At 39.5% G+C, this 24593-nt stretch carries 20 protein-coding genes and 1 pseudogene; 5 read left to right on the forward strand and 16 right to left on the reverse strand.

The window, feature by feature from the left end; translation table 11 throughout:
• Positions 1 to 71 precede the first annotated feature (71 nt).
• From ACTNC6_RS13675 to ACTNC6_RS13710, 8 genes and pseudogenes are all read right to left on the reverse strand, one after another.
• Positions 72 to 1631, reverse strand: a complete 1560-nt coding sequence (locus tag ACTNC6_RS13675; protein ID WP_441044366.1) for a cache domain-containing protein — start codon at positions 1629 to 1631, stop codon at positions 72 to 74.
• 255 nt (positions 1632 to 1886) lie between these two features.
• Positions 1887 to 2483, reverse strand: coding sequence for a recombinase family protein (locus ACTNC6_RS13680; protein ID WP_441044367.1), 597 nt, complete (start codon positions 2481 to 2483; stop codon positions 1887 to 1889).
• Between the two features lie 387 nt (positions 2484 to 2870).
• Positions 2871 to 4232 carry a diguanylate cyclase domain-containing protein gene (locus ACTNC6_RS13685; RefSeq protein ID WP_441044368.1) on the reverse strand — a complete coding sequence of 454 codons (1362 nt, stop codon included), beginning with the start codon at positions 4230 to 4232 and terminating at the stop codon, positions 2871 to 2873.
• A 74-nt stretch (positions 4233 to 4306) separates the two neighbouring features.
• Positions 4307 to 4765: pseudogene (locus ACTNC6_RS13690) on the reverse strand (lysine--tRNA ligase); the annotation flags it as partial.
• Positions 4766 to 4939: 174 nt separating this feature from the next.
• Positions 4940 to 6178, reverse strand: coding sequence for a tyrosine-type recombinase/integrase (locus tag ACTNC6_RS13695; protein ID WP_112483068.1), 1239 nt, complete (start codon positions 6176 to 6178; stop codon positions 4940 to 4942).
• A 14-nt stretch (positions 6179 to 6192) separates the two neighbouring features.
• Positions 6193 to 6387: a CopG family transcriptional regulator gene (locus ACTNC6_RS13700; RefSeq protein WP_066548902.1), complete on the reverse strand. Its 195-nt coding sequence runs from the start codon at positions 6385 to 6387 to the stop codon at positions 6193 to 6195.
• Positions 6388 to 6482: 95 nt separating this feature from the next.
• Positions 6483 to 6662 carry a DUF6462 family protein gene (locus tag ACTNC6_RS13705; RefSeq protein WP_112483070.1) on the reverse strand — a complete coding sequence of 60 codons (180 nt, stop codon included), beginning with the start codon at positions 6660 to 6662 and terminating at the stop codon, positions 6483 to 6485.
• A gap of 531 nt (positions 6663 to 7193) precedes the next feature.
• The gene (locus ACTNC6_RS13710) at positions 7194 to 7523 is read right to left on the reverse strand and encodes a helix-turn-helix transcriptional regulator (protein WP_112483072.1); all 330 of its coding nucleotides are present in this window, start codon (positions 7521 to 7523) and stop codon (positions 7194 to 7196) included.
• A 648-nt stretch (positions 7524 to 8171) separates the two neighbouring features.
• Here ACTNC6_RS13710 and ACTNC6_RS13715 point away from each other — a divergent pair.
• From ACTNC6_RS13715 to ACTNC6_RS13735, 5 genes are all read left to right on the forward strand, one after another.
• Complete coding sequence (locus ACTNC6_RS13715) at positions 8172 to 8513, forward strand: MobC family plasmid mobilization relaxosome protein (protein WP_112483074.1); 342 nt, start codon at positions 8172 to 8174, stop codon at positions 8511 to 8513.
• Positions 8462 to 9865 (forward strand): relaxase/mobilization nuclease domain-containing protein, encoded by a 1404-nt coding sequence (locus tag ACTNC6_RS13720; protein ID WP_441044369.1) that lies wholly within the window; start codon positions 8462 to 8464, stop codon positions 9863 to 9865. The genes ACTNC6_RS13715 and ACTNC6_RS13720 overlap by 52 nt, the downstream gene beginning before the upstream one ends.
• Positions 9866 to 10086: 221 nt before the next feature.
• Entirely contained in the window at positions 10087 to 10434 is a 348-nt protein-coding gene (locus ACTNC6_RS13725; protein WP_002582159.1) for a helix-turn-helix transcriptional regulator, read from the forward strand.
• A gap of 209 nt (positions 10435 to 10643) precedes the next feature.
• The gene (locus ACTNC6_RS13730; RefSeq protein WP_441044370.1) at positions 10644 to 11030 is read left to right on the forward strand and encodes a BlaI/MecI/CopY family transcriptional regulator; all 387 of its coding nucleotides are present in this window, start codon (positions 10644 to 10646) and stop codon (positions 11028 to 11030) included.
• 1 nt (position 11031) lies between these two features.
• The gene (locus ACTNC6_RS13735) at positions 11032 to 12831 is read left to right on the forward strand and encodes a BlaR1 family beta-lactam sensor/signal transducer (RefSeq protein WP_441044371.1); all 1800 of its coding nucleotides are present in this window, start codon (positions 11032 to 11034) and stop codon (positions 12829 to 12831) included.
• 93 nt (positions 12832 to 12924) lie between these two features.
• On the opposite strand, the gene ACTNC6_RS13740 is transcribed toward ACTNC6_RS13735, so the two are convergent.
• From ACTNC6_RS13740 to ACTNC6_RS13775, 8 genes are all read right to left on the reverse strand, one after another.
• Positions 12925 to 13965, reverse strand: coding sequence for a WD40/YVTN/BNR-like repeat-containing protein (locus ACTNC6_RS13740; RefSeq protein WP_441044372.1), 1041 nt, complete (start codon positions 13963 to 13965; stop codon positions 12925 to 12927).
• Between the two features lie 24 nt (positions 13966 to 13989).
• A complete protein-coding gene (locus tag ACTNC6_RS13745; RefSeq protein WP_441044373.1) occupies positions 13990 to 14430 on the reverse strand; it encodes a hypothetical protein in 441 nt (146 codons plus the stop codon).
• A gap of 11 nt (positions 14431 to 14441) precedes the next feature.
• Positions 14442 to 15710 (reverse strand): DUF6070 family protein, encoded by a 1269-nt coding sequence (locus ACTNC6_RS13750; RefSeq protein ID WP_441044374.1) that lies wholly within the window; start codon positions 15708 to 15710, stop codon positions 14442 to 14444.
• 4 nt (positions 15711 to 15714) lie between these two features.
• The gene (locus tag ACTNC6_RS13755; protein WP_441044375.1) at positions 15715 to 16992 is read right to left on the reverse strand and encodes a DUF6070 family protein; all 1278 of its coding nucleotides are present in this window, start codon (positions 16990 to 16992) and stop codon (positions 15715 to 15717) included.
• A complete protein-coding gene (locus ACTNC6_RS13760) occupies positions 16992 to 18233 on the reverse strand; it encodes a DUF6070 family protein (RefSeq protein ID WP_441044376.1) in 1242 nt (413 codons plus the stop codon). Before ACTNC6_RS13760 ends, ACTNC6_RS13755 begins: the two co-directional genes overlap by 1 nt.
• Positions 18181 to 20292 (reverse strand): penicillin-binding transpeptidase domain-containing protein, encoded by a 2112-nt coding sequence (locus ACTNC6_RS13765; RefSeq protein WP_441044377.1) that lies wholly within the window; start codon positions 20290 to 20292, stop codon positions 18181 to 18183. Before ACTNC6_RS13765 ends, ACTNC6_RS13760 begins: the two co-directional genes overlap by 53 nt.
• A 187-nt stretch (positions 20293 to 20479) precedes the next feature.
• Positions 20480 to 20686, reverse strand: a complete 207-nt coding sequence (locus ACTNC6_RS13770) for a transposon-transfer assisting family protein (RefSeq protein ID WP_441044378.1) — start codon at positions 20684 to 20686, stop codon at positions 20480 to 20482.
• Between the two features lie 3 nt (positions 20687 to 20689).
• The gene (locus ACTNC6_RS13775) at positions 20690 to 24571 is read right to left on the reverse strand and encodes a YodL domain-containing protein (protein ID WP_441044379.1); all 3882 of its coding nucleotides are present in this window, start codon (positions 24569 to 24571) and stop codon (positions 20690 to 20692) included.
• Positions 24572 to 24593 lie beyond the last annotated feature (22 nt).

The following is a 24593-nucleotide window of genomic DNA, read 5'->3' on the forward strand; positions in this document are numbered from 1 at the left end:
GAACTCGCTGTTACCGATGACAAGAACTTAAGCAAACCGGTGACAATTCGTGTGAGCAGTCTGGTGACAGCTCATGAGATCAGTAACAGTATAATTTTATTTACATCCAATTTAACAGGATTATTATCTCTTATTACTATATACCAATCAAATCCTTCGAGATACTTGGTCATATAACAGCCATTCTCCGATAACTGATAATAAAAATCATCATCTGATATATTGCCAAAATATGAATTATCCAAGTAGCCTGTTTCTATAGAACTTACATCCGTATCAACCTGTATAAGTCCATCATGATTAACTAAATATACTTTGATATTGTATTCTTCCTCGAACCTGGCAAGTATGTCTACAAGGTCATTCATATCAACTCCGACACCACATACTCCCAAAATGTCTCCATTCGTGTCAATAATACCGTAATTAATAAACACCGAAAGACTCCCGTTATTATCTTCATCAGTATCAACATTAACTATATATCTTTTCCCTGAATCCAAGTAATCCTTATACCATATATCATGGCTGTCATTTTCAACATCAAGATACCTACTTATTCCACTATATGTATAATATGCTCTTGTTTTATCCGAAACAACAAATACCATTTTATAATCAAATTCATTACCAATGGATACCAGACGATTAGTTATATCGTCTTTGACACTCTCCGCCTCTTCTCTGGTTTTCCCCTCTATGTAGGTTCTTATATCAATATCACTGCTAATCGTCTGAGAAACAGTAATTAGCTTAATAAATTCATTCTCAACCTTTGCTGAAACCATCTGCGCAATTGTTCTGCTCTGTATTTCAGAGTTTTCCTTAGTTACCTGCTGAATCACATTCACACATGCTATGATGGAAACACTCATGCTAAGTAGCATTATGATAAACATAATAACAGAATCAAATCTGCTGTCATTAATCATATTCGTATGTTCATCCCCATTATGAGACCAATCATACATATATGCAGCAAACATTACGAATGAACCTATTCCCAGTCCTAAATTGGTTATAGAAAATCCATAAATAAAGGACTGTACAACTGTTGCAATTATTGGAATAAACGAAAACAGCATCATTGAAATGAAGCTTCGTTTTTTCAAATACTTTCTATACTTAATCGCCATACCTGCTCCTATAAATATGACGACAAGTAATATTAGTGTATATACATACCAGGAATTATTCCTGTGATAATAATTTGCCTCATCGAAATAATACATCCATGGATAAAACAAATTAACCACAACAATGAAAATATTAATGCACGAAAAGATATTGGCAATTTTAACACTATTGCCACTTACTTCAGCACCTTTTTCAACAAAAACAGAACTAACAAACCTAACATAGGTATTTGCCATTGCTATGTTCATAGCAAATACCATAAGATTAGCAATTCTAGTTACTAAAATATTAAAAAGACCAAGGTTACCTCTAAAAATATATGCCAAAGTCTCTCCAAAAAACAGAACTGTAGCAATAAGAAATAATCGAACGAACATCCTCATACTCTTCTGTTTTGGATTATTTGCTTTAATTGAAACAAATATTATTAGACAGAACAAACAAAAGAACATATCCATTGTTGCCTGTGCAATTTCAAGACTTGTAATATTCATCTATTTTTCTCCTCGTCGGTTGATACTCTTTTTTACCTTATATTTGAATTGATGGATAATGCTTGTTTTTTTATTCTTATACAAGATTACTGTTTTTTCTTCGAAAGGTAAATTTATCAATTCTGCAACTTCAAATTTTCTGTTCCCTATAAAATTAATTTATTGGGATTTAACCAAATCGCTAAACAACGAGTCAAAATACTCTTTAAACCAATATTCACTCTTTCTTCCCAGTGTACCTCTTGACCTTTCTGGTTACCGTACCATCTGCATGGCGCTCAATGTTACTTCTGCCTCCGACTCGTTGATTACCAGGCTGCCATCTTCGGAATTGCTGTATCCGTAGCATTTTCGGTTATATATTTGTGCATCCGGGTTCTGGGCAGCCTTATCCAGACTCCACTTGATATTCTCACTCTTGTTCTCAGACTCGCCCTGGGCAATGGCTCCATGAAGGCTGATTGCAAGTTCCGCTTCCTTGTCAAAGGAATACAGCTGCTCATTCTCAAAGTAGACCGGGACATTCACCTTTTTCAGTTCCCGAACAATAGTCAGAACATCCACCGTGTTTCTGGCAAATCGGCTGATGGACTTGGTGTACACAAGAGTCCCTCTCCCGGCTCTGCAATCGTCCAGGAACCGCATTAAATTCTTACGGTTATCTGATGTCCTGCCGGACTGAATATCCAAATAGACGTCATACAGCCGCTCCTGCTGGCTATTAGCCACATCCGCAATAAGGCCGGAAAGCTGATGACCAGCGCTCACGACTTGTGTTTTACTTGCAGTGCTGACCCGGCAATAGATGCCAACCTCATACCTTGACGGCGGTAATGGCGGATGCTGTTTCATTTTTTAACGATAGCCATAATGCCCTCCTGCGTTATCGTTATAGAGTACACCCGTATAGGCTGTTCTCATTATAACTCAGATTAGGCTAACTGTATATAAAAATGCAAAAATCATTGAAAATAAAGGATTTCGGGAGTACAGATAACAGCCTACTTTGCATTCATTGCAACCACCATTTTGGTACAAGGAAACAATTGCACCCCCTAATGCACCCCTAAATACAGGAGATGCATCACCCTCCATCCGGGCATTGGATCAGGCTACTCTTCATTTTATGGACAATTGCAGAGTAGTCTTTTCTTTCACGAAAAAAGAGATATCAACGCGCCAGGGTCAATATCTCTTCCTTTTTTTTAATTCAATTATCAGGTTCACGGTCTTTCCCTCTCACAAGCTGTGCTTTCTCCGATCTTTTCCTGTCACGATGTAGTATTGCTTCCTGTTTTCATACATTTCCGCATCTGCGGCTTTCAGAAGCGACTCAAAATCCGTGTCCTTTGTGCCGCTTATCGTCGTACCGAGGGACGCGGTAGCACCCAGTTGGCTTTTTGCCGTTTCCAGTAGTTTCTGAAACGCCGGATGTGTGATGTTTGGCAGAACCGCAATGAACTCATCTCCGCCAAACCGATACACATGACGCTTTCCGAACACAGATTTCAGCGTCTGTGCGGTCTGCACAATGAATTTATCACCGGCATCATGTCCCTTTTGGTCATTTATTTCCTTTAGGCCATTTATGTCGCACATGACAACCGCCAGGGGAAAGTACTTCTCCAGCTTTTCTGTGTACGCCCAATCCAGTGCTTTTCTGTTTTTACAATCTGTGAGCTGGTCATATAATGCACTGTACTCCAGTGCATCTGCATTATCGCGCAGTCTTATCATAAAAGAAATCATAAACTCGATCATATCTATCAGATTCGAGATCTCATGCAGTTTCTCTTCGGGAGGATTGTCCACACCGTAGAATCCGACCATCTTGCCGTTGATTTTGATTGGCCCTGTCACAAGGGTATTGACACCCTGAGGTTTCAGCCGTTCATAGATGGCTTCGCTTGTTTTTTTGCATTCTTCAATGTCATGGATGATGACATTGTTGGATTCTTGATATTGTGCAAACCATGTTTCAATGATGCCTTCATACGGCACATCCTGCAAGTTATCTTTTTCTTTGGATACGCCCGCTTTGCACCACTCGTAGGTGTTGTCAAACGTTCCGCGGTCATTCTGTTCAAAGATGTACGCTCGATCGGCGGTCACACGCTGTCCGATATACTCCACCAGTTGATTCAGTACTTTGTCCGGATTTTCTTCTGAAGCGGCATACCGAACCATGTCCGTGAGGAATCTCTCGTAATTCAGGATTCGTTCCTGCGATTCGCGCTTGCTGACTTCCAACGTTTCCTTTTCCTTATGGTACAGGATTCTCTGGAGCTTGCTTCGCATCATCGTGGCAGTCAGAAGCATACTCAGCACCCCGTACAGAATAACATTCACTAGGTTTTTGGATAGAATTGGGTTGTGCTGCGCAAAGAAAGCAAGTCCGATATAGAGCAGCATACTGCTCAGAATCAGCCCGTTCATGACCGCCGTTCTGGCGGTAAACAGCAGCAGCGCGGCCACCATGAACACAATGTAGTTGACAGTGAGCTCCTCCGGTGTAATCAGCGTTCCCGTAATAATGCCGAACAGCAGCAGCGCGGCAAAAAAGCTTCTAAGTTGACAACGAGAAATGCAAAAATAGACCAAAGAAAGGAACGTATTGGTACAAAACCTCGAAAATTGGTACAAACTACATGATTATTTATTATTATTTTTTGCTCTTAGTATAACTTTGCACCTGCTGGAATATGGTCATCAACCATCAGAAGATGAAGTTTTTCTTCGCCCTCTTCCTCATGGATTGCACTAAGTAACATTCCACAGGAATCAATTCCCATCATAGCTCTTGGCGGCAGGTTTGTGATAGCAATCAGTGTTTTTCCAACCAGTTCTTCTGGCTCATAATAAGCGTGAATACCGCTTAAAATGGTACGATCTATGCCTGTTCCATCGTCCAGAGTGAACTGTAACAGCTTCTTGGATTTCTTAACTGCTTCACATGCTTTTACCTTTACAGCTCTGAAATCTGACTTGCTGAAAGTATCGAAATCAACCATTTCTTCGAATAATGGCTCAACTTTTACTTTGGAAAAATCAATCTTCTCAACTGGCTTTGTTTCCTGTGCAGCATTGTTTGCTTCGTTCTTTGCTGCCCCCTGTGACTTCATTGTCGGGAATACCCAAGAAGAAGAGGTATTGTTCCCTATTATGAAGTATTACCACGTATTTGCTAACTCTCTGCAACGTATTATCATGTATTATTCAGTACCATGCAAGCAAAATTCGTAGTAACTAAGTAGTAAATCAATGATTTTGTAGTTGTAATTCACACATTCAATTTTAAGGACTCTTCCCTAAAATATATCAAGATTGTGTGATAAATTTTCAATTGCTTCTTTTTTCTTTGCGTCTGTGACCTCCGCATAAATATCCATCGTTGTTTCGATGTTAGCGTGTCCCATGACAGCCTGAATGACTTTTATGTTTGTTTCCTTTTCGCAGAACCTCGTACAAAAGGTATGCCGTAAATGATGACAGGAAAAATGTGGAATAATAACAGGCTGCCGTCTCTCCTTTTTGGCATTGACTACTTCCTCAGCATTATAGTTCTCCAAGATCCTCTTAATCGTCCGATTAACAGTCTGTGGATTATGAATATTACCGAAGCGGTTACAAAAAATGAAGCCTGTCATACCATCAATCACGGTACTGTTGAAACCATTTTCTTTCTGCACCTCATATTCCTCTTTGAATGCATTGTAAACCGCATCCATCATCGGAACAGTCCGGATACCCGCTTCTGTCTTTGGAAGTGACACCGCAAATTCTGACTTGCGTGTTTTACTGCCCTCTCTGGCATAATAGGTCACGCTATGATTGATATTGATAAGACGGTTTTCAAAGTCCAAATCTTCCCACCTTAAACCAATCACTTCTCCAATTCTGCATCCGGTTCCCAATAAAACTGTGAATAATGGATGCCAATGATAAAAGATTGGATTGTTTGCGGTATAATTCATAAAAGCCCTCTGCTGCTCCACCGTCAAAGCGTGTCTAATGCCTTTGTTCTTCCCTGCTTTTCTTTTGATTTCTGCCATGACACCATCAGAAGGATTTGTGCGGATTATTCCGTCACGCACTGCCAACTGAAATGTAGGGTGAAGCACCGTATGAATCGTATCGACTGTATTTGCCTGCAAGTCTTTCTCATTCAACAGATAGTAATAAAAATACATCACATCGGAATACTTTATCTCTCCTATTTTTCTCTGTCCAAATCCGTCCCTTACAAAATGGTCATACATATAATTGTAATTGGAACGTGTTGTCTTGCGTAAGTCATACTTCGTTGACATATACCTGTCAAATACAAAATTCAAAGTCGCACTACCAGCTACATAAACATCTAATCCATCAAGCTGATTTTTTATCAAATCTGCTTCTTTTTGTCTTAGTGTCTGCAAATCTTTGGCATATACAAATCTGCGTTTCTTGAACGGATCAGTGTAAGTATATACATATGTATTATCCGTTCTCTGAGATTCCCCCTTCCGTAATGCTCTGCCTTTGTTGTCTTTTCTTGCTTTTGCCATCTCTACTCCTTTCTTCAAGGAAAGAGATTTTGCACCTCTGCATCCGGTGTCCTAAGTAATAAATCAACACCTGTATGCAATAATTGAGTTATGGTCATTCCGTGACTGTCCGCATATTCCTTTAGCTTTTGCAGCTCGCTATCTGTTACCCTTACACTTAATGTATTCAGCTTTGGGGCATCAGATTTTGGTCTACCCATTTTAGCCATCTGTATGCACCTCCAATCACTTCTATATACCATTATACTTTTCGTATACGAAAAGTCAAGTGTTTTCTACTGCAAAATCTCTTGAATAAAAATCATCACACATACATTCTAAAAGTTTCCAAATATTCCTCAAAAATATCGCAGTTTACAAGCACCAGCTTGTCTACCTTATAGATTGCCTTTGCATCCTTTGCCATCTGCTCAAACTTGCTCTGGCACATACTATACATTTCTGCTCCCTCTTTGTAGCGAACAAACCTCTTTCCATTTTTCATTCGCTCCACAACTATCACCTCTTTCCTAATAAAATAGGCAGCAATTTATCTGCCCATGACAAACAGGAACCCATGCTCCTATCTCTCATCAGCAGATAATAAAAAATCCATACAGGTGGCAGTTCATTACTCTGCCCACATCGGTATCGCACCGTCATCCAAATTGACCGGATTTCTCCGGAAGTATCATTATCAAAAATATGTATCTTTGCCCCGTGCAACTGCTACACATTTTGCCAGACATTCCTCGCTACTTACCTTAACTTCAATACCAAGTTTCAGTATTCCTTCGTATGAACCTTCTCTATAAAAGAAAGCAGGTATCTCTTGGCGTGTCCGCATAGTGGCTCCACATATTCCACACGTCCTGTACGCATTTGTATATGAAATTGTCAAGGTACATTCACAGGCTTCTGCCTGCATTTGGGATAAAATCAACTCTGGACTTATCAGTCCAAAAAGCACATAAGCACACTTCCGTCTGCTATAAACGGTGTTGTAAAAATTATGTGCTTTAGCGGAATGACAAGATTAGAGTTCCAGCTTATTCGGTCCATACTTGCAGATAACCTGAAATAAAACTTTCTTATGTATCCCCTCTGCCAGTTCATACATTTCCTGTAAAACTTTCAGTTCAAGAGGAGTCAGCGTATTCATATACGGCTTATAATTCTCTCCAACAAAAATTCCACCATCGCCTCCCTGTTTCGTATAGATTGGAAAACCAAGAGATAAAGCCTGAATATCATTTTGTATTGTGCGAACCGTAACATGAAATTCGTCTGCCAGTTCTTTCGCCGTAATGCGACGTCTGACAAGCAGAATATTTATTATTTCAGCTCTGCGATCTGCCGTATTCATGCTTTACCTCCTTTCTGTAAATTCTCCAATCTCATTGTAAAAAACGAACCGGAAAAAACCTTTCATATTAAAGCAGGCTTTTTTCCGCAACCACTTTTGATACAATCAACTAAACTTATCCCAAAATAAATACTCTTTTCTCTCCTGCTTTCTCTTATTGACTTTGCAGCTTCTGGTTGCTAAAATCTTTTATGGATAAAATCACAAATTCATAAAAAGACACACAAACTGCTATGGAACTTCACAGGCATCTGATGCCTGCTGTGAACCGTGGCAGTTTTTTTATTACCTATGCCGTTCTCCGAAGCCGGACAGCCGGACGCTGTCCATAAATGGGCGGTATCGCCCGTATGAGTTTTGGACAGGCTGCCTATGCAGCCTAAAACTCGCAAATTCCCTGCGGGCAATTTGCCAAAGATAGCAAGCACTGCCTGTGTTCCCTCACAGGCACCATTTCCCCAAATTTCTTCCAAGTAGAAACTTGATAAAATTGGCTTGCATGGGGCATATCCCCTGACCCCCTTTGCACTCAAAAACTCAGTAATAACTCCACGGGAATTTCTGAATTTTTACGTTCAAAAAGCACACTGCCGGATACGGCATATTACAAAATCTTCTTCATAAATAAGGAAGGGAAAGGACAAAGCAATGGCAAAAAGAGAAAGACAAAATGAATTGAAAATATATCTTAGCGATGATGAACAGTACATCCTAGAACAGAAGTGGAAAGCCTCCAATATGAAAAGCAAATCCGTCTTTATCCGACATCTGATTTTGTACGGATATGTCTATGATGTAAACTATGAACACCTACGGGAATACAACACAATCCTCTCTCGCATCGGGAACAATTTAAACCAGATTGCCAAGCGTATGAACGCCACGGGCAACGTCTATGAAGCCGATGTAAAAGAGGTAAAGGAGCTGATGAAACAGGTATGGCAATCACAAAAATCCATGCTATCCAAGCAACCGTCAATAAAGCAGTAGATTACATCTGCAACCCTGCAAAGACAGATGAAAGCATTCTCATTTCTTCCTTTGGATGCAGTCCGGAAACTGCTGCTTTTGATTTCAAGTTTGCCCTGTCAAAAACCAATCAGGCAGACCCAAACAAAGCCTTTCATCTAATACAGGCATTTATGCCCGGAGAAGTATCTTATAAGAAAGCTCATCAAATCGGCATAGAGCTTGCCGACAAACTACTGGAAGGAAAATACTCTTACATTGTGGCTACCCACATTGACAAAGGACACGTTCACAACCACATCATTTTCTGTGCTGCAGATAACATCAATCATGAGAAATACCATGACTGTAAAAAGACCTACTATCACATACGGCATCTGAATGATGAGCTGTGTTCCGAGCATCAGTTATCCGTCCTGCCACCAACTGACCAGCGTGGAAAAACATACAAGGAATGGCTCTCTAATAAAAACAATTCCTCATGGAAAACCAGGCTCAAAAATGACATTGACGAAGCCATCCAAACTGCTGATACTTATGAGGACTTTCTTGACCTTATCCGTGCCAAAGGATACGAGATTAAAGGCGAAACCTTTGATGAAAAATCTTTAAAATATATCTCATTCCGACCACTTGACTGTGAGCATTTTATCCGTGGCAGAGCCAACTCTTTAGGTTCGGAATACACCAAAGAACGAATTAAGGAACGGATCGAAGAAAAGGCATTGATACAGCCTAAAAAGCGTATTCCATTTCCTACAAGAAAGAGGCAGCTTGTCAAAGATTATTCTTCCAAAAAGCTCATTGACACCTCGGAAGAAAAGTTTGAACAAAGTCCCGGTCTGAAGCACTGGGCGGACATCCAAAACCTTAAAATTGCTGCCAGCAGTTACAGTGAAACAGGATCCATTGCCGAGTTGGAAAAACAGCTTGCAGCTAAGTCGGTTCTTGCCAAAACTGCACGAAACAGTCTTGTTGAAACCGAGCATCAGTTAAAGGATTTAGGACAGATTTTGAAATATGCTGAGCAATATCAGACCAATCATATCTATCATGTCCGATATCAAAAATCCAAAAATCCGGATGCTTACCTGCGAAGTCACGAAACAGAACTTCTACTCCATGACGGTGCAGAAAATATGTTAAAACGCCTTGGAATGAACCCTAAAACTCTAGATATTGAAAAGCTCCGTAACGAATACAATTCTTTGTATTCGAAGAAAGAAACCTTACAGAAAACCTATAAATCTGCTGAGAAAGAAATCAATGCTCTCAACAGAAAATTAGATAATCTGAATCAATATCTTAACCGCAGTTCGTCAGTTCAGCAGACTAATGACAGAAAATCGGAAAAGAACCAAACTACTCTCTGATTTTGCCCATCAAAAAAGGTGTATCGAATTGAAGTTTTTAACTTCATTACGATACACCTCGATGTGTGTAGTAAGTTCTTGCTACTTTTTCTACTGATATTCTTTTTTCTCGTATTTTCCACTTATGTTTTATCATGTACTGTACTCCATATTCACTCTGTATTCCAATGCAATTCACTCATGCCGATGTGTAATATAAACTACAATCGAGGTGAATTACAATGCAGGATATAAAACAAAATCTTGCCAACGCAGTACGTGAATACCGCACAGAACTCGGTCTTTCACAGGAAAAGCTGGCAGAAATTCTTAATCTTGATCAACGTACCATACTGAACATAGAAGCCGGACGTGGTAACCCAAAATTTGAGAAGCTGTATCCATTGATTACATATTTGAAGATACCAGCTGACAAGATTTTCTACCCGGATAGCAACGACCAGAAGCCAAATCTACAGAAGCTCCTTACCTTATTAAATGATTGCACGGAACAGGAAGCTAATGATTTATTACCTATGGTTCGCTATTTGCTTGAATTACTGCGAAAACAAGATAATCCTACTTATTGATAAACCCAATAGTAGCTGTGCGAAACTATTGGGTTTCTTATTTCCAATTTTTTGTACTTATTATCTCCTTTCAATAATCTTACTTATGTAATATTTTAATTATTACATAAGTAAGATTTAAAATCAACCTATTTATTTGAATTGACAGTATGAATACTAACATTTATAATAATTTTATTACATTCGTAAGATTTAAGGAGGGATATTAGATGGGCGATTTACCACAGATTTCCGAAGCAGAATTTGAAGTCATGAAAATCGTATGGAAACATGCTCCAATCAGTACCAACGAAATCACAGACAGACTACTACAGACCACAAATTGGAGTCCTAAAACGATACAGACACTCATTAAGCGTCTTGTTACCAAAGGTGTACTCACTTATGAAAAACAGAGTCGTGTTTTCGTTTACACCCCAGTAGTAAAAGAAAGTGAATACATTAGTCAGGAAAGTAATTCCTTCCTGAATCGCTATTATGATGGGGATATTACTGCTATGTTGTCTGCCTACATTGAAAATGACAAATTATCCGAAACAGAGATAGAAACGCTTCGCTCCCTTCTTTCCAATAGGTCAAAAAAAGGAGGAAATTAACGTGGCTAATTTTATGATACTCTTTTTATTATGCAATGTATTTATCAGCGGTATCATCGGAATTCTTTTGATAGCCAAGCGGATATTCAAAAACAACCTGTCCAGCCGGATGCAGTATAATCTGTGGTTCCTGCTTCTTGGGTTGCTGGCAGTTCCCTTTATACCGTTCCGTCTCATCGGATCTCCACAAATCTTCTCGTGGCTTGGTAGCTTAAGAAGCTCTCCTGCTTCTAGTGCCGCAACTGCTATGGGAGAAGCTGTCGGAATTCATCCAATCGGAAATACAGACTGGATGAATGATTTCGCACTTTCTGTAAATAGCGAGACACCATCCATTGCCGGATACATATTATTGGGGATATGGATTGTAGGCATTTTTGCAATGATCATATTAGTAATCAAATCCTCACTCCGCCTACGCAATTTGGAGAAATCTGCACTTCCCCTTCAGAACCCAGAAGTACGCAGACTATATTATCGATGTTTGGAGGAAATGGGAATTCACAGAAATATCCCTATCTACAGTACTGCATTTTTGAAATCTCCGATTATTGTGGGACTTTTGAAACCATGTATTTATCTGCCGATTCATCTGATCTCTGATTACAACGAATCCGATATGCGGTACATACTGTTACACGAACTGCAGCACTATAAGCACAAAGATGCTATTGCCAATTATCTTATGAACTTTGCCGGAGTGCTTTATTGGTTTAACCCCTTTGTCTGGTTTGCACTAAGAGAAATGCGTAATGACAGAGAAGTTGCTTGTGACACTTCTGTTCTAAAAATGCTTGAAGAGGACGATTATGAGGATTACGGAAATACGCTGATCAACTTTATAGAAAAGGTCTCCTTTTCTCCTTTTCCATTTGCCGCCAACCTTAGCGGAAACATGAAACAAATAAAGCGTCGCATTATCAACATCGCTTCTTATGAGAAACCAACGTTTTACAAGAAGTTAAAAGGCATGACTGCTTTTATACTGACCACAGTTCTAATAATGGGACTTACACCTTTTATTTCTACATATGCAGTGGACGAAAGTCACTACCAATGGAAATCTTCCTCAGAAAATATTTCATATGTAGATTTTTCTAAATACTTTGGAAAATACGAAGGAAGCTTTGTTTTATACGATCTGGGAAATGATGCCTGGAGCATACATGATATAGAACATGCTACGCTACGAGTTGCGCCGGATTCCACTTACAAGATATATGATGCTTTATTTGGATTGGAAGAAGGTGTCATTACACCAGAAGATTCCTTTATTGCATGGAATGGAGAAAGCTATCCGTTTGAAGCATGGAACGCTGATCAGACCTTACAGTCTGCGATGACATCCTCTGTTAACTGGTATTTCCAATCAATAGACGAACAACTTGCATCCACTAACATTTACAACTACATTCAGCAAATCGGATATGGAAATGAAAATGTGAGTGGCGATCTCTCCACTTATTGGCTGGAATCCTCCTTAAAGATTTCCCCAGTGGAGCAAGTTGAACTTTTGATGAAACTGCAAAACAATAGCTTAGGTTTTTCTTCTGAAAATATCAATGCTGTAAAAGACTCCATCTGCCTTTCCTCTTCCAATACTGGAAAATTCTACGGAAAAACAGGAACCGGACGTGTAGGTGGACAAGATGTGAATGGCTGGTTTATCGGCTATATCGAAATCGTAAATAATACATACTTTTTTGCTACTAATATTGGAGCCGATAACAACGCTACCGGAAGTAATGCTGCTGAAATAACCATGTCTATATTATCTGACATGAATATCTGGACACAATAAAGTATCTCCTGTACAGCTAACTTTCTATTATCATGGAAAAAATTGGGTAAAGGCCAATACCACTGAACCTTTACCCAATTTATAATAATACTACTAATTTTGAGTTACCCCTCTATATTTCCATGTGTCTCCACCATCTTCTGATTCAAATACAATTCCATCGTTCTCCACTTTATCTGTTGTAACCATTATTATCAATGTTGTAGCACCTATTTGAGGCATATTTAAATAATCATAATCCTCTACTGTAAATCCATATTCTTTTGCAGATTCTGGTAATTCAGTAACCGTACTCATTGGCAATTTTATCTCACCAAATGATCTTCCTCCATCTTTTGTAATATATAGTGTAGAATCAGACTGAGATGCACCTGCAAGTCCTGCAATTCCAAAATTATCATCCAAAAACATCACCCCTTCAGCAACGCCTGCTTGATTATCAAAAGGATCTTCGTTAATTCGCTCCCAAGTATCACCGCCATCAGCAGTCCGTTCCATAACGTAAAATCTACTTCCAGCAGCCGCATCTACTACCACTAAACGCCATCCATTCTGTTCATCCAAAAAGAAATACATGGTTCCATTACTTTCATCCATTGTCCAGCTTTCTGCTTTTTTCGCTTTATCTACCTGCTCTGTAATATTTTTTTGATTTGATTCTCCCAGATCAATGCTATCAGGCTTCGTGGTATATTCAACAGATGTATCATTTTCTTGCTCTGCAACTTCTGTATTAGGCAACTGTTTCATATCTACCGTACCATCAAAATATAAAATGACTTGCTCATCAAATTGTTCTTCGCCTGACAGGATTACTTCTACATAGTCCTCATACCATGTAACTTTCCAACAACTACTGGTGATGCTTCCACCGTCATTGTCCAATTCAAAATCTGTTTGAGATATCTTATCTTTGCTTTCCATAAGGACTAATCGTCCACTTGCTGAACCAAAAGGCCAGTCTGGTTCTCCGACTGCCTGAAGTGTCAATTCGTATTTTCTATCTGGCGAATTCGAGGTATCAATAGTTATCTTCTTATAATTTGTAATATAAGAAAAGGATATCCCCAAAATTAAAATCATCGCACAAACTAAACCTATAAAACAAATAATAACTTTGAAATATTTCTTCATAATCAGTATCATCTCCAATCCATTTTAGTGTCCACGTATATCCAATTCCCTCAATAAAGAATTTCCACTTCCCCAAGAATATACAATATAATAACTGTTGTCCTTTATTTCTTCTGAAAATTGTAGTCCACCGTGTTCAATCATCTCAACAGACTGCCCTTCCTGAACTTCCACAAGATATTCCCATTCACTACTCCTGTAATCTGAATAGTAATCATCCAGTTCTTCTAAAGACAATTCACTCTTGATTAGAATTGCCCCGAAATATTGCATCCCATTTCCATTCCCCGTCAGCTTCCCTGTCTGTGATATAGCTTCTATCAATTCTGTCTGTTCTGGCAAAGGTGTTTCACACAACATTTTCTCTACATTATATGCACAGTAATTATTGTAAACAGGAACCGATACAAATGCTGCAAGTATCAAAACAATCAAGCATATCCCCGCTATTTTTGCTTTTTTCATACTCTGCCTCCTTAATTCACATTGATACGATATTGATAATCTGGAATCTGCTTAATTCCATCATTCAGAATTTGATTCCCTAAATACTGAAAACTGCCATCCTCTGCAAATCTTACCGTAAGTTCATGGGTAATGACTGCATCATCGCAAATGACCATGTCGCAAACTGCCTCCACCGTTAACGTAACCGTCCCATCCTCATTTTCTTTGATGTCGACAACCTCCGGCAGAGATGTCCCAAAGAAGGTAGGCGCATAATTAAAGCATCCAAGTCGCACCCAATAATAGGTCTGGTTTTCCTCATCAAATACTGCGTAATCCCGTATCTGCTCTGCTGTTATGGGAAGATATTCCATAATCAGACTTTCGAATTCTTCTTTCGGAATGCCATTTGGATAATCTTCAGAATTGAACTTTTCTCCATATTTCATTCCATACAGATATTCAAACATTCCGTTATAATCCAACTCACTCATATTTTCTGCATTCCAATTAGAACACAAAAGATTCTGTCCCTGATAACCAAGTCCCTGAACACAACGTTCAGATATTTCACGCTGTTCTTCTGTCATTGGCTTTACTCTGATTAGGCAGCTTCCATCCACGATTTCACTGACCTCTGGAGGCTCCGGCACACATAACTCATAGCAGAACCATCCTTTTTCCGTGTATTTCCATTCCTTGAGTCTCGTATATGAAATGTACGAAATTCCCGGCTCGTTGTCAGCATTCCAGATTCCTCTTGTACTTACAACATACATATCCGTTCCATCAAAAATGAATTTCATTCTGCCCAGTCCACCATCGTTGTGGATTTCATAAATTACTACAGAACCGCTTTGCCCTTCCATACATTCTTTAAGAAAACTATCGACACTTTCATAATTCCCCATGTTAGAATACGTTACCATCGTAGCAATTGGATATCCTGCGTCCTTTACCTTCTTCTGCATTTCAAGAACCGTTTGATCATCCAAAACAACATTGGATGCTATCCCTTTATCTGCAGTTTCATAAATATCAAGATAATGTTCCATCAGCTTTTTACAGTCAGTCTCAGCTTCTTCCCTTTCCTGTTCATCTACTGGAAGGTCGTAGCCCTTTTCCCATTGTTCTGCAGCCTCTTCCTCGGCACTTTTTGTTTCCTCCGTGAAAGATACTTCTTCCGTATCTTCCACAAGAGATTCACCCACAACGCTATCTTCTTTTCCACAGGCACACAGGTCGCATCCAATCAGAAATGCCATAATCAGTAGAATGCTTTTTTTCTTTAATGCCATAATATCATCCTTTCTTTCTTGCTATCGGCGGCAGTTCCAACTCAATTTGTTCTATAGAATTGGAAAGGTATCTGAAAGTTCCGTCTTCAAATGGCAGAACCACAACCGTATTCCGAAAAGCGAGATCAGAATTATAATCCGGCCATACTCCATCTACGATAAGTGTAATCGTTCCATCCGCATTTTTTGTATAGTCAACCACCTCTCCAAAAGGTGGGTATGGGCTGGCATAAATCATCTCATATTCATAGCTGTTGCTGCCCTCAGCATACCCGCAATGCTCTTTCAACTGTTCTACCGATACCGGAAAATAAGTAGTCATTATCCTTTCATATTCCTCTGCCGGAATCTTCCAATCTTCAGTTTTCAGATTTTCGCCCGTAGAAATCCGATAAATATCTTCATACATACAAGGCATCAGAATGTCCTCTACATTGCTGCTGTCCCAATTTGTGACAAGCACATTGTAATTCACATAGCTTAATCCTGATATGTACTTTTCCGTAAGTTCTCTGCATTTATCTGAAAGTGGTTTTATTCTCCAATACTCCCGTAAACCTGCATGAGCCATTACTTCTTCATACGCATAGATAAAATAACCCTTTTCTGTCAGTTTGATCTCCGCCACATCACTAACGGAAGTACCCTGTATCTCCGGCACCCCACCTTCTTTCCATCGCACTCCTATGTAATAAGTCTGCAATTTATTTTTACGATAGATAAAAGTTACTGCACCCAACAACCCATCTCTATGTACATCAAATACTGTTACCATTGAATCATGACCATCCAAATATTCAGCATAGAATGTCTCTATTTTTTCATAATTCTGCATATTGGTATCTTCTTCTACACTCACCAATCCTTTACTGCCCAAGTGTTCTACAACAACTTTTCGCTGTTCGCTAGTGAAGTCACTAATACCAGAAGAATAGTTTGGTGCATCTGAAATTACTATATCCACATATATTTCACTGACTGATTCGGCTGCTGATAATACCATACTTTGTAATTCTTTCTTTTCCTCATCTGTAATTAAGCACTCCTCAGATTGAGGCACGAACCAATATACAGACTCCATAGAAGATTCCGTATCTGTTTCCTCTACCGATACCTCTTCGCTGTTCTCGATTTCTACAGGAGGTTCCCATACTTCCTCTGCTACACTTTGAGGTTTCTCCGTTTTCAATTTTTCCCAACAGACCGTACCAACTATAACAACAAACAAGAATATCAAAATTGGAAATCCGCACTTTCTAAACATCCATTTCACATCTTCCATCATTTACCTCCATATATTTCATCCCATTCCTTCGCTGTCAGGCGAGGTGTATGCCATGTTTCCTCACAATTATCCTCGGATGGTATAATTCGGTTAGACACATACTGTACTCCTCCATTCTCTAAAGGACGAACTACAACCTCATGTGCATATACTTTAGAATCCCCCACATACGGAAACACCACATTGGCTGTCAGAGTAAGTGTTCCATCGCCGTTTTCTGTGAATCCGATTACCTCTGAATATGGGTATTCCGGATACTCCACTTCCTCAAATCCTCTCGGTTTATATTCATATGTTTTATCCTCTGCATTATAGATGGTTTTGGATTGCAATGTTTCACTATCAATATCGAAATAGGGCAGGATAACACGCTCAAAATCATCCTTAGGTATTTGATAAACAGCGCCAACTCCCAAATTGTCATCTGCAACATAAGGAATATTTGTCCCATAAACTTTTGGATAGAGCAGGTCAAACATATCGTAGAAATTCAATTCTCCAAAATCATCCTCGCTCCAATCTACAATGAACATATTATTCTGTTCAAAGCCGATTGGAAGAAGATACTTCCGACTCAACTCTCTGTATGTTTCATCCAAAGGCTGTACTCGTAATGCAGTATGCTCCTCCGCTCCGCTCAATGTCAGTACATATAATTCTTCCGAAAACCAAACTCCTGAAAACATAAGATAACCGTCTTCTGTATAATTCCAATACTCCGCCTGATAACTTCCTGTCACCTCTCGTTTCATGTTTCCGTTTTCGTACTTATAATAGCTTCTGACCACATCCACATTTCCGTCTTTTGTTTCCAAATCATATTTTATAAATCCGCCCAAGTAACTGACCTCAATAATTGTTATTTCAGCCTCTTCCTGCGTATCCACCATTTCACAGAACCACTCTACCTGCTCTGCCTCAGTCATATCAATCTGATTTCTGCTGTCAACAGCCGGATACCCATTTTCTCCAAACTGATTTACAATAATACGAATCATTTCTAAATCTGCTATCTTATTCTCCTCTGAAGCTTTTTTATACAGCTGCGAACAAATTTCTATAATCTCATCTTCATTGTCCTTCACATTTTGTTGTTGATCTTGAACTGCAATTTCACTTTCTACTACTTGTTCATCTTCCAAATGTGTATCACCACACCCAGGAACGCTAAGCAATATCATAATACTAATTGCTATGAAACCAATCCTCCAATACTGCACTGTCCTTTTTAACGACATAGCCGCTTCCTCCTCTTCCTTTTACATCTTCAACCATGCTGATAATCAATATAGGATGTTCCACTGTTTCCTCTGTCGAATAGATAGCAAACCATCCCAGTTCCGTACCTGAAGTATCATCCTTTGATGTCTTAATCTCTGCGGTACCAGTTTTTCCTGCCAAAACAATATCATCACGATGAGCTGCATGTCCGGTTCCATGAGAATCATTCACAACTTTTTTTGTGCCTTCTAATACTTGGTTTGCTGTTTCCTTAGAAAATGCTCCCGGCTTCCAAAACGTAACAGTCGCTTCAGCCTGATATACCAGATAAGGTTTTACAATATTTCCCTCATTACAGAAAGCAGAATAGATACATGCCATATGCAAAGGATTTACCAAAACCTGTCCTTGTCCATAACCACTGTCTGCTAATTGTATTTCCGTTTCAATGTTTTCTGTATTAGAGTATTGTGATTTTGCCATCTTAATATCAAATGGAATCTCTTCATTAAATCCCAGTTCCGTTAATGATCTTTCCATCTCCTCTGCACCAATTTTTAATGCAGCTTTTGCAAAATAAATATTATCTGAATAAATTAATGCATTCTCTAAAATGACAGGTTCATATGTATGAAGTGTAGTCACACAATAAGACCCCCATGAAGAATCTTTTTGCCAACTTAACCCTTCATTTCCATAGTCCTCCATCGGATCAATTGCTTCTGATTCCAACCCAATTGCTGCAATTATCGGTTTGAAAGTCGATCCAGGACACCATACCTGTCGAAAGCGATTATACATCGGCTTATTCTCGTCCTCGTTCAGTGCAGTCCACTGTTCATTAGATAACCCCATGATGAAATCATTATTATCATAGGACGGTGTACTGACCAAAGCCAAAACTTCTCCTGTATACGGGTTCATCGCTACAGAACAACTTTTATCTTCTTTAAACTGCTTATATAATGACCTCTGAAGTTCAGCATCTATAGTTAGTTGTATGTCCTTTCCATCCTGTACAAATATGCTCGCAAGTTCCGCTTTCTTGTTCCCATCAGAATCTACAATATAAATGTCGCAGCCGTTTTGTCCTTTCAGTTCTTTTTCAAATAAACCTTCCATTCCGCTTTTACCCATTACGCTATTGGCTGTATATCCCTCTCCCGCATGGTTCTCTAAATCTTCTGCGGTAACACTCTGTACATAACCTACTAAATGCGCAGCTGCCTCACCTAATGGATACTCTCGCACCTCAGTGTCAGATATCATCACTCCCGGAATTTCAAGCAATTTTTTTTGTCTTTCATTCTCTTTCAACACCTCTTCATCCGGCTCGATTTTCATTAACTCAATTTCTGCCACTTTAGGAATCGTTTTAATTGGTACAAAGGAATCTTCTTTTACCCACTTTGCAGACAGCATCTTTTCAATCACTTCTGGTTCAATTTCCAACAACTCTGCTATTTGCTGAATAGCTTCATCTCTATCCTCCAATTTTCCCGGTACAATTCCAACCGAAGATGCAACGCCTTTTCCGGCAAGAACCCGCCCATTTCTATCCAAAATATCCCCTCGATTTGCCTGCGTGGTAGAAATCTTTACCTTGTCTGTTGAACCTAATTTCGGAAAGATCAGTGAATCGTCCCATACCAACTCATATCCCTCTTCGTCCTTCTGAAAAATTGCCTCATTTTCAAAACTGATATTACCTGCTACCGTATCAAAAGAAGTTTGATAAGTTACTGCTTTTCGTTCCTCATCATATGCTGTAACTTCAATCTCCATATTGTCCACTTCAATACCTTCATAAATAGCCGAATTTCGCTTTACAAAATCATCCTGACTTATATTTCTTGATGCTTCAATGTTTAACATCGCATACATTTCTTCATACTCCTGCTTTGGAATATGATTCATATATTCAACTAAAAGTTCTTCTGGAGAAACCAATGTATTTTGCTTTCTATACAAAATGCCAATACATACAATAGCTCCAATAAACGTTATTCCCAACACAAATACCGTCAAACAAATTGTCGTTCTTTGTTTCTTTTTCCTTCTTACTCTACGCTTCACCTTTGTCTAACCTCCGTTCTTTACAAAATATATTTCCTACTCACCTTTAATATTACACTTGTAAGATTTTAAACTAAAAAAAATTCTCTCGTGTTAAATATTACACCCGTAATATTTTTGTGTCAAGCTAATATAATTTATGCTGGCAAAACACATGCATTTCCATGCTCTGCCAGCAAAACTATTTCTATTCCGTTACTACAAACTCCATCACTTCGAATTCTTTATCTGTCATATTATTCAACTTGGCAACTACCCGATTTGACAATTCTACCATTTCACCATCATCCAAATGCTTAATCGCTTTTTTAATATCACTTATAACCTTTGTCCTGCTCTTACACTCAAAAATGCAGATTAAATTAACTTCTTCTACTGTAAATTTATTATTCATCGCTTATATCTCCCTCTGATTTTTCTTTGTATTTTCCTGTACTTCATGTTCCTGTCCACAACCTTCCACCTGTGCTTTTTTCTCAGCCAATCTAGCTTTTAAGGAAACTTTTACCGCAGATTGTTCCTGATTCTTCTTGTTTGCTTCCCTCTGTGCTTTCTCTGCACCATTATTCAGCACATTGTCAATCATGTTATAATTTTGTTCTTCCATTTCTTCAATCTTGGCAAGAGGCTTGTATTCAGCCAATTTTTCCAGCAATACTTTTGCCCTTTGCATTTCGTCTGGCAAAGCTCCCTCGGAAATAACCTCGTTCAACCAGTCTGTAATAGGCTCCGTATTCCCTTGAACTATCATCTCGGAAATCTCTGACACGCTTTCCGTCATATTTGGGTTGTTGTTGCGGTAGGAATAAATATCATAATCATGGCTGAAACGGTCAATTTCCACAGCAAGCTGTTCTGCAGGTGTCAAATCCGGCATACGTTTCTCCCATACCTTTGCTTCCATATCTTCAGACATGACACCATCTATCTCCATTTCAGGCAGCTTTGCTACAAGCTCTGCAATGACTTCCATAGCCTTCGGTTCACCGGTTATACTTGGGATATGTTCTAATATCTCCAGATCAATCCGGTTACCCGATAACAGGTCAACTTCGTCATCCATATAGTTTTCTTCTCCCGGTCTGTGAACATTGATGCCGATTGCAGGAATGCCATGCATTTGTTCTGGCGGTATCTGTTTCCAGATAGCGATTGCCTCCTCTACTGTGGGAATATTCTCATAAAATTCTCCCAAATTATGAAATTCTCCACACTCGGATACCATCAATGTTACTTCAACCTCTTCTTTCTTCATTTCGCCCTGTGTATGCATCTGTTGTGTCAGCTCCTGCTCCCTTTCCTGCCGGATGCTCTCCAGATACTTCTCAGCCTGTGGCAGATACGTTTCCAGTGTCCCGGTACGTTGGGCAGTAATCGGATTGATGTCAACCTTTACCTCACCGATATGTAACCCGTCCTCATTAAACGCATTGAATAAGTCATCCTCTCTCTCATTCGTAGAAAGTTCCACTACCACATCAAGATCAGAGCTGTCCTTCTCCAAACCTCTACACCTGCTTCCTACAACAACAGCATCAATGATTGTGGCATCAATATCATACTCATCAATCTTTGCCTGTACATGGCATTTTATCGTTTCTTCTATTTCTGCCGGATTCATTTCACTAATGTCATGGAACATTTCATTGGTCTTTGCCCTGAAATCTGCTATGATGCTGCTCTCTTGATTTTTTGGTACAACTTCATTGGCTTCCTCAACCTTTTCCATCAATCCATCATAATCAATCGGTATCAGCTCATCCTTTTCCTTAATACTCCCTTTCGCTCCGTTATGGTCTGGAGCGGATTTCAAATCATCTATGATGTCTGTCAGTGCCTCCCTAATTGTCACATCCGGATTGTCATAAACTCCACCGTCAATCTCCTTATAATCGGCTCCCATAATGGAATAATCATAGCCTCCATCCACCTCTTGGATACTGATATAGCGGTCTGCAATCTGAAAGGCAAGCTCGGTTTCTTCCCCAATCTCCAAGGATTTCTTCATATCTGCAAGCACCTGTTCCTTTTCATCACCAAGGTCAATGATTTCATCCCCATCTTCCAACGTGTTGTCCGAAGTCTCCAGCTCCTGTTTCTCCGGCTCTGACTTCTGGACATCCTGTCCAGAGGTGTCAATCTCCGCTTCCTGCTCTTTTACTCCCTCCAAAGTCTGCATAAAATCAGAAAGTCCGGTAAATCCAAAGGAATCCACAAAATGAGCACTGTTTTTCCCATTCTGATGCAGGACCACAATATCACTGACAGACAGGGAATGCCCTCTGTAATCTTCCGGGTGGTCTATATTGAATTTCTCATAGATTGCTTCCAGCATTTCGCCCTCTGTCTGCTCTTGCAGTTCAGACAGATTTCCTACATAAATCAGTTCATAATTTTCTGGCTTGATAGCATCAAAATTGTCCTTTGTAATACCCATACGCTTTAAAGACTCTGTGCCCTCAAACCGCAAATGATCTAATTCCGGATTATGCTTCAACTGATAAATACCGTACTTGTCAGAACTGCCGTACAAAAGCTTTGCTTCTTTATTTATTTCATTGTCCGAAAGTTCAGCCTGTATAGAACGAAGTTTTCTTTCATTTTCCCAATCACCTTTTTCAATGCCAAAAATTCCTTCATGCCCCGTAATCTGTTTTCTATCTTCTACCGTGGTTTCCGAACCATCATTGTGTAACAGATACACGGGCAAATCATGGTCAAACAATTCCAATGCTTTCTCCTGCGTCAGTGGCAGCATTTCATTCCATGTATAACCGTACTCACGCATTTCAGACAAACCAATCATCGGGTCTGGAAGTGCATCAATCTCTGCCTGTGCATCTATGATAGTCAGACCCACATCCTGCTGTGCATATTCAATCTGATACGCCAGCTTTTCTGCAAGCTCCCTCGTCTTGTCCATATCATCAAGCTTATAAGCGTAATTCACAATCAGGTTTCGCTCATCTGATGTAAATATGTTTTTCTTCGCTTCCAACTGATTGATAAGCTGCTCTGCCTGTTCCATAACCGAATGATTACTGTCAATCTGCTCTGCAATTTTTGCTTTCACATCAATAATCTCATCTGTATCAAGATTGTAACGAACATCAAGATGATACTCCTCAAATTCTCTTGATTTCTCATTGCCAAGCTCTGTTGTCCATGCACCTTTACTTTCCAAGTATGCCTGTATACTGAGTTTATCATCCTCACTCATGTTAGAAAGAGCAGCTACAAGCTCCTGAGTATCCATTCCACGGACATTTACAAGGCTGAACTCCGTCAAATCCTCATTCTGTATCAACAGGATACACTCTTTACTCTGTTCCTGCTCCATCTCACGATTAAGCTGCAACTCCCTTAACACTCCCTCAATTCCTGTAATAAGCTCTGATGATGTCTTTCGTATGATGTCCAGCGAAGATTTCAGTTCCTTCATATCCTTGCCACTGCTCCACCCTACAATATAACCAAAGGAATAATCCGAGGTATCTATGCCAAAATGCTGGCATACCGTATAGGCAACACTTTCTGCTTCTACTTCTTTTGTATTTCTGTCCTTTGCAGGTGCCTCCATCAAATCATCCCGATTGATTTCCTTATTATGCAGCATGGAATGAGCTACCTCATGCACCATTGTCTTTAAAGTCTGGCTCTCGCTCATATTCTCCTGCACTGCAATACGCTTTTCCTCTGTATGGAAATATCCTTTGGAATCGCCGGGAATATCCTCAAATCCAATGGGAACCGGGGCAACATTCATAAGTGCCTGCACAAAGTCCTCATATCCCTCCACCGTAGATAAAAGCTCCTGTGCTTCCAGTTCCGGAATTGGCTTTCCGTCTGTCTGCGATACATCAAATACAGACACAGCACGAAACGCCGGAATCGTGACCTCTACCTGCTCCTTTTGGGGCATACCGTTTTCATCAAACATCATCTCTCCGGTCACAGGGTCTAATTTATCCCGTTCCTCTTTAATTTTGTAAGGGGCAGGTGCAAGAATACGGATTGCCTTTTCTCCTTTGTTAACGTGTCTTTCAAAATTCTTCTGCCATGCCTTATATCCGGCTACAAGCGTTGCTTCCGGCTTTTGCATAGCGATAAGTAAAGTGTTGTTAAAGCTGTAATTATGAAATTTTGACATGGTGGAAAGATAAGTCTTGTACTTTTCACTCTCAAAAAGTTCCTTTAATCCTTCCTCCAGCTTGTCTGTAATTTCCTGTACTTTTTGTTTTTCTGTTATATGAATTGTATTCATATTTTCGTCTGCCATAATAAACCTCCATATTTTCATT

Source organism: Blautia sp. HCP3S3_C4 (assembly GCF_052064095.1).
In the GTDB taxonomy this organism is placed as follows: Bacteria; Bacillota; Clostridia; order Lachnospirales; family Lachnospiraceae; genus Blautia_A.

Coding starts and splice junctions, on each gene's coding strand:
- ACTNC6_RS13750 (WP_441044374.1), bottom strand. CDS start 15,710: ATGGCATTAAAGAAAAAAAGCATTCTACTGATTATGGCATTTCTGATT.
- ACTNC6_RS13705 (WP_112483070.1), bottom strand. CDS start 6,662: ATGAAAAATGGAAAGAGGTTTGTTCGCTACAAAGAGGGAGCAGAAATG.
- ACTNC6_RS13675 (WP_441044366.1), bottom strand. CDS start 1,631: ATGAATATTACAAGTCTTGAAATTGCACAGGCAACAATGGATATGTTC.
- ACTNC6_RS13775 (WP_441044379.1), bottom strand. CDS start 24,571: ATGGCAGACGAAAATATGAATACAATTCATATAACAGAAAAACAAAAA.
- ACTNC6_RS13770 (WP_441044378.1), bottom strand. CDS start 20,686: ATGAATAATAAATTTACAGTAGAAGAAGTTAATTTAATCTGCATTTTT.
- ACTNC6_RS13725 (WP_002582159.1), top strand. CDS start 10,087: ATGCAGGATATAAAACAAAATCTTGCCAACGCAGTACGTGAATACCGC.
- ACTNC6_RS13720 (WP_441044369.1), top strand. CDS start 8,462: ATGGCAATCACAAAAATCCATGCTATCCAAGCAACCGTCAATAAAGCA.
- ACTNC6_RS13740 (WP_441044372.1), bottom strand. CDS start 13,965: ATGAAGAAATATTTCAAAGTTATTATTTGTTTTATAGGTTTAGTTTGT.
- ACTNC6_RS13755 (WP_441044375.1), bottom strand. CDS start 16,992: ATGGAAGATGTGAAATGGATGTTTAGAAAGTGCGGATTTCCAATTTTG.
- ACTNC6_RS13695 (WP_112483068.1), bottom strand. CDS start 6,178: ATGGCAAAAGCAAGAAAAGACAACAAAGGCAGAGCATTACGGAAGGGG.
- ACTNC6_RS13745 (WP_441044373.1), bottom strand. CDS start 14,430: ATGAAAAAAGCAAAAATAGCGGGGATATGCTTGATTGTTTTGATACTT.
- ACTNC6_RS13760 (WP_441044376.1), bottom strand. CDS start 18,233: ATGTCGTTAAAAAGGACAGTGCAGTATTGGAGGATTGGTTTCATAGCA.
- ACTNC6_RS13680 (WP_441044367.1), bottom strand. CDS start 2,483: ATGAAACAGCATCCGCCATTACCGCCGTCAAGGTATGAGGTTGGCATC.
- ACTNC6_RS13715 (WP_112483074.1), top strand. CDS start 8,172: ATGGCAAAAAGAGAAAGACAAAATGAATTGAAAATATATCTTAGCGAT.
- ACTNC6_RS13710 (WP_112483072.1), bottom strand. CDS start 7,523: ATGAATACGGCAGATCGCAGAGCTGAAATAATAAATATTCTGCTTGTC.
- ACTNC6_RS13700 (WP_066548902.1), bottom strand. CDS start 6,387: ATGGCTAAAATGGGTAGACCAAAATCTGATGCCCCAAAGCTGAATACA.
- ACTNC6_RS13730 (WP_441044370.1), top strand. CDS start 10,644: ATGGGCGATTTACCACAGATTTCCGAAGCAGAATTTGAAGTCATGAAA.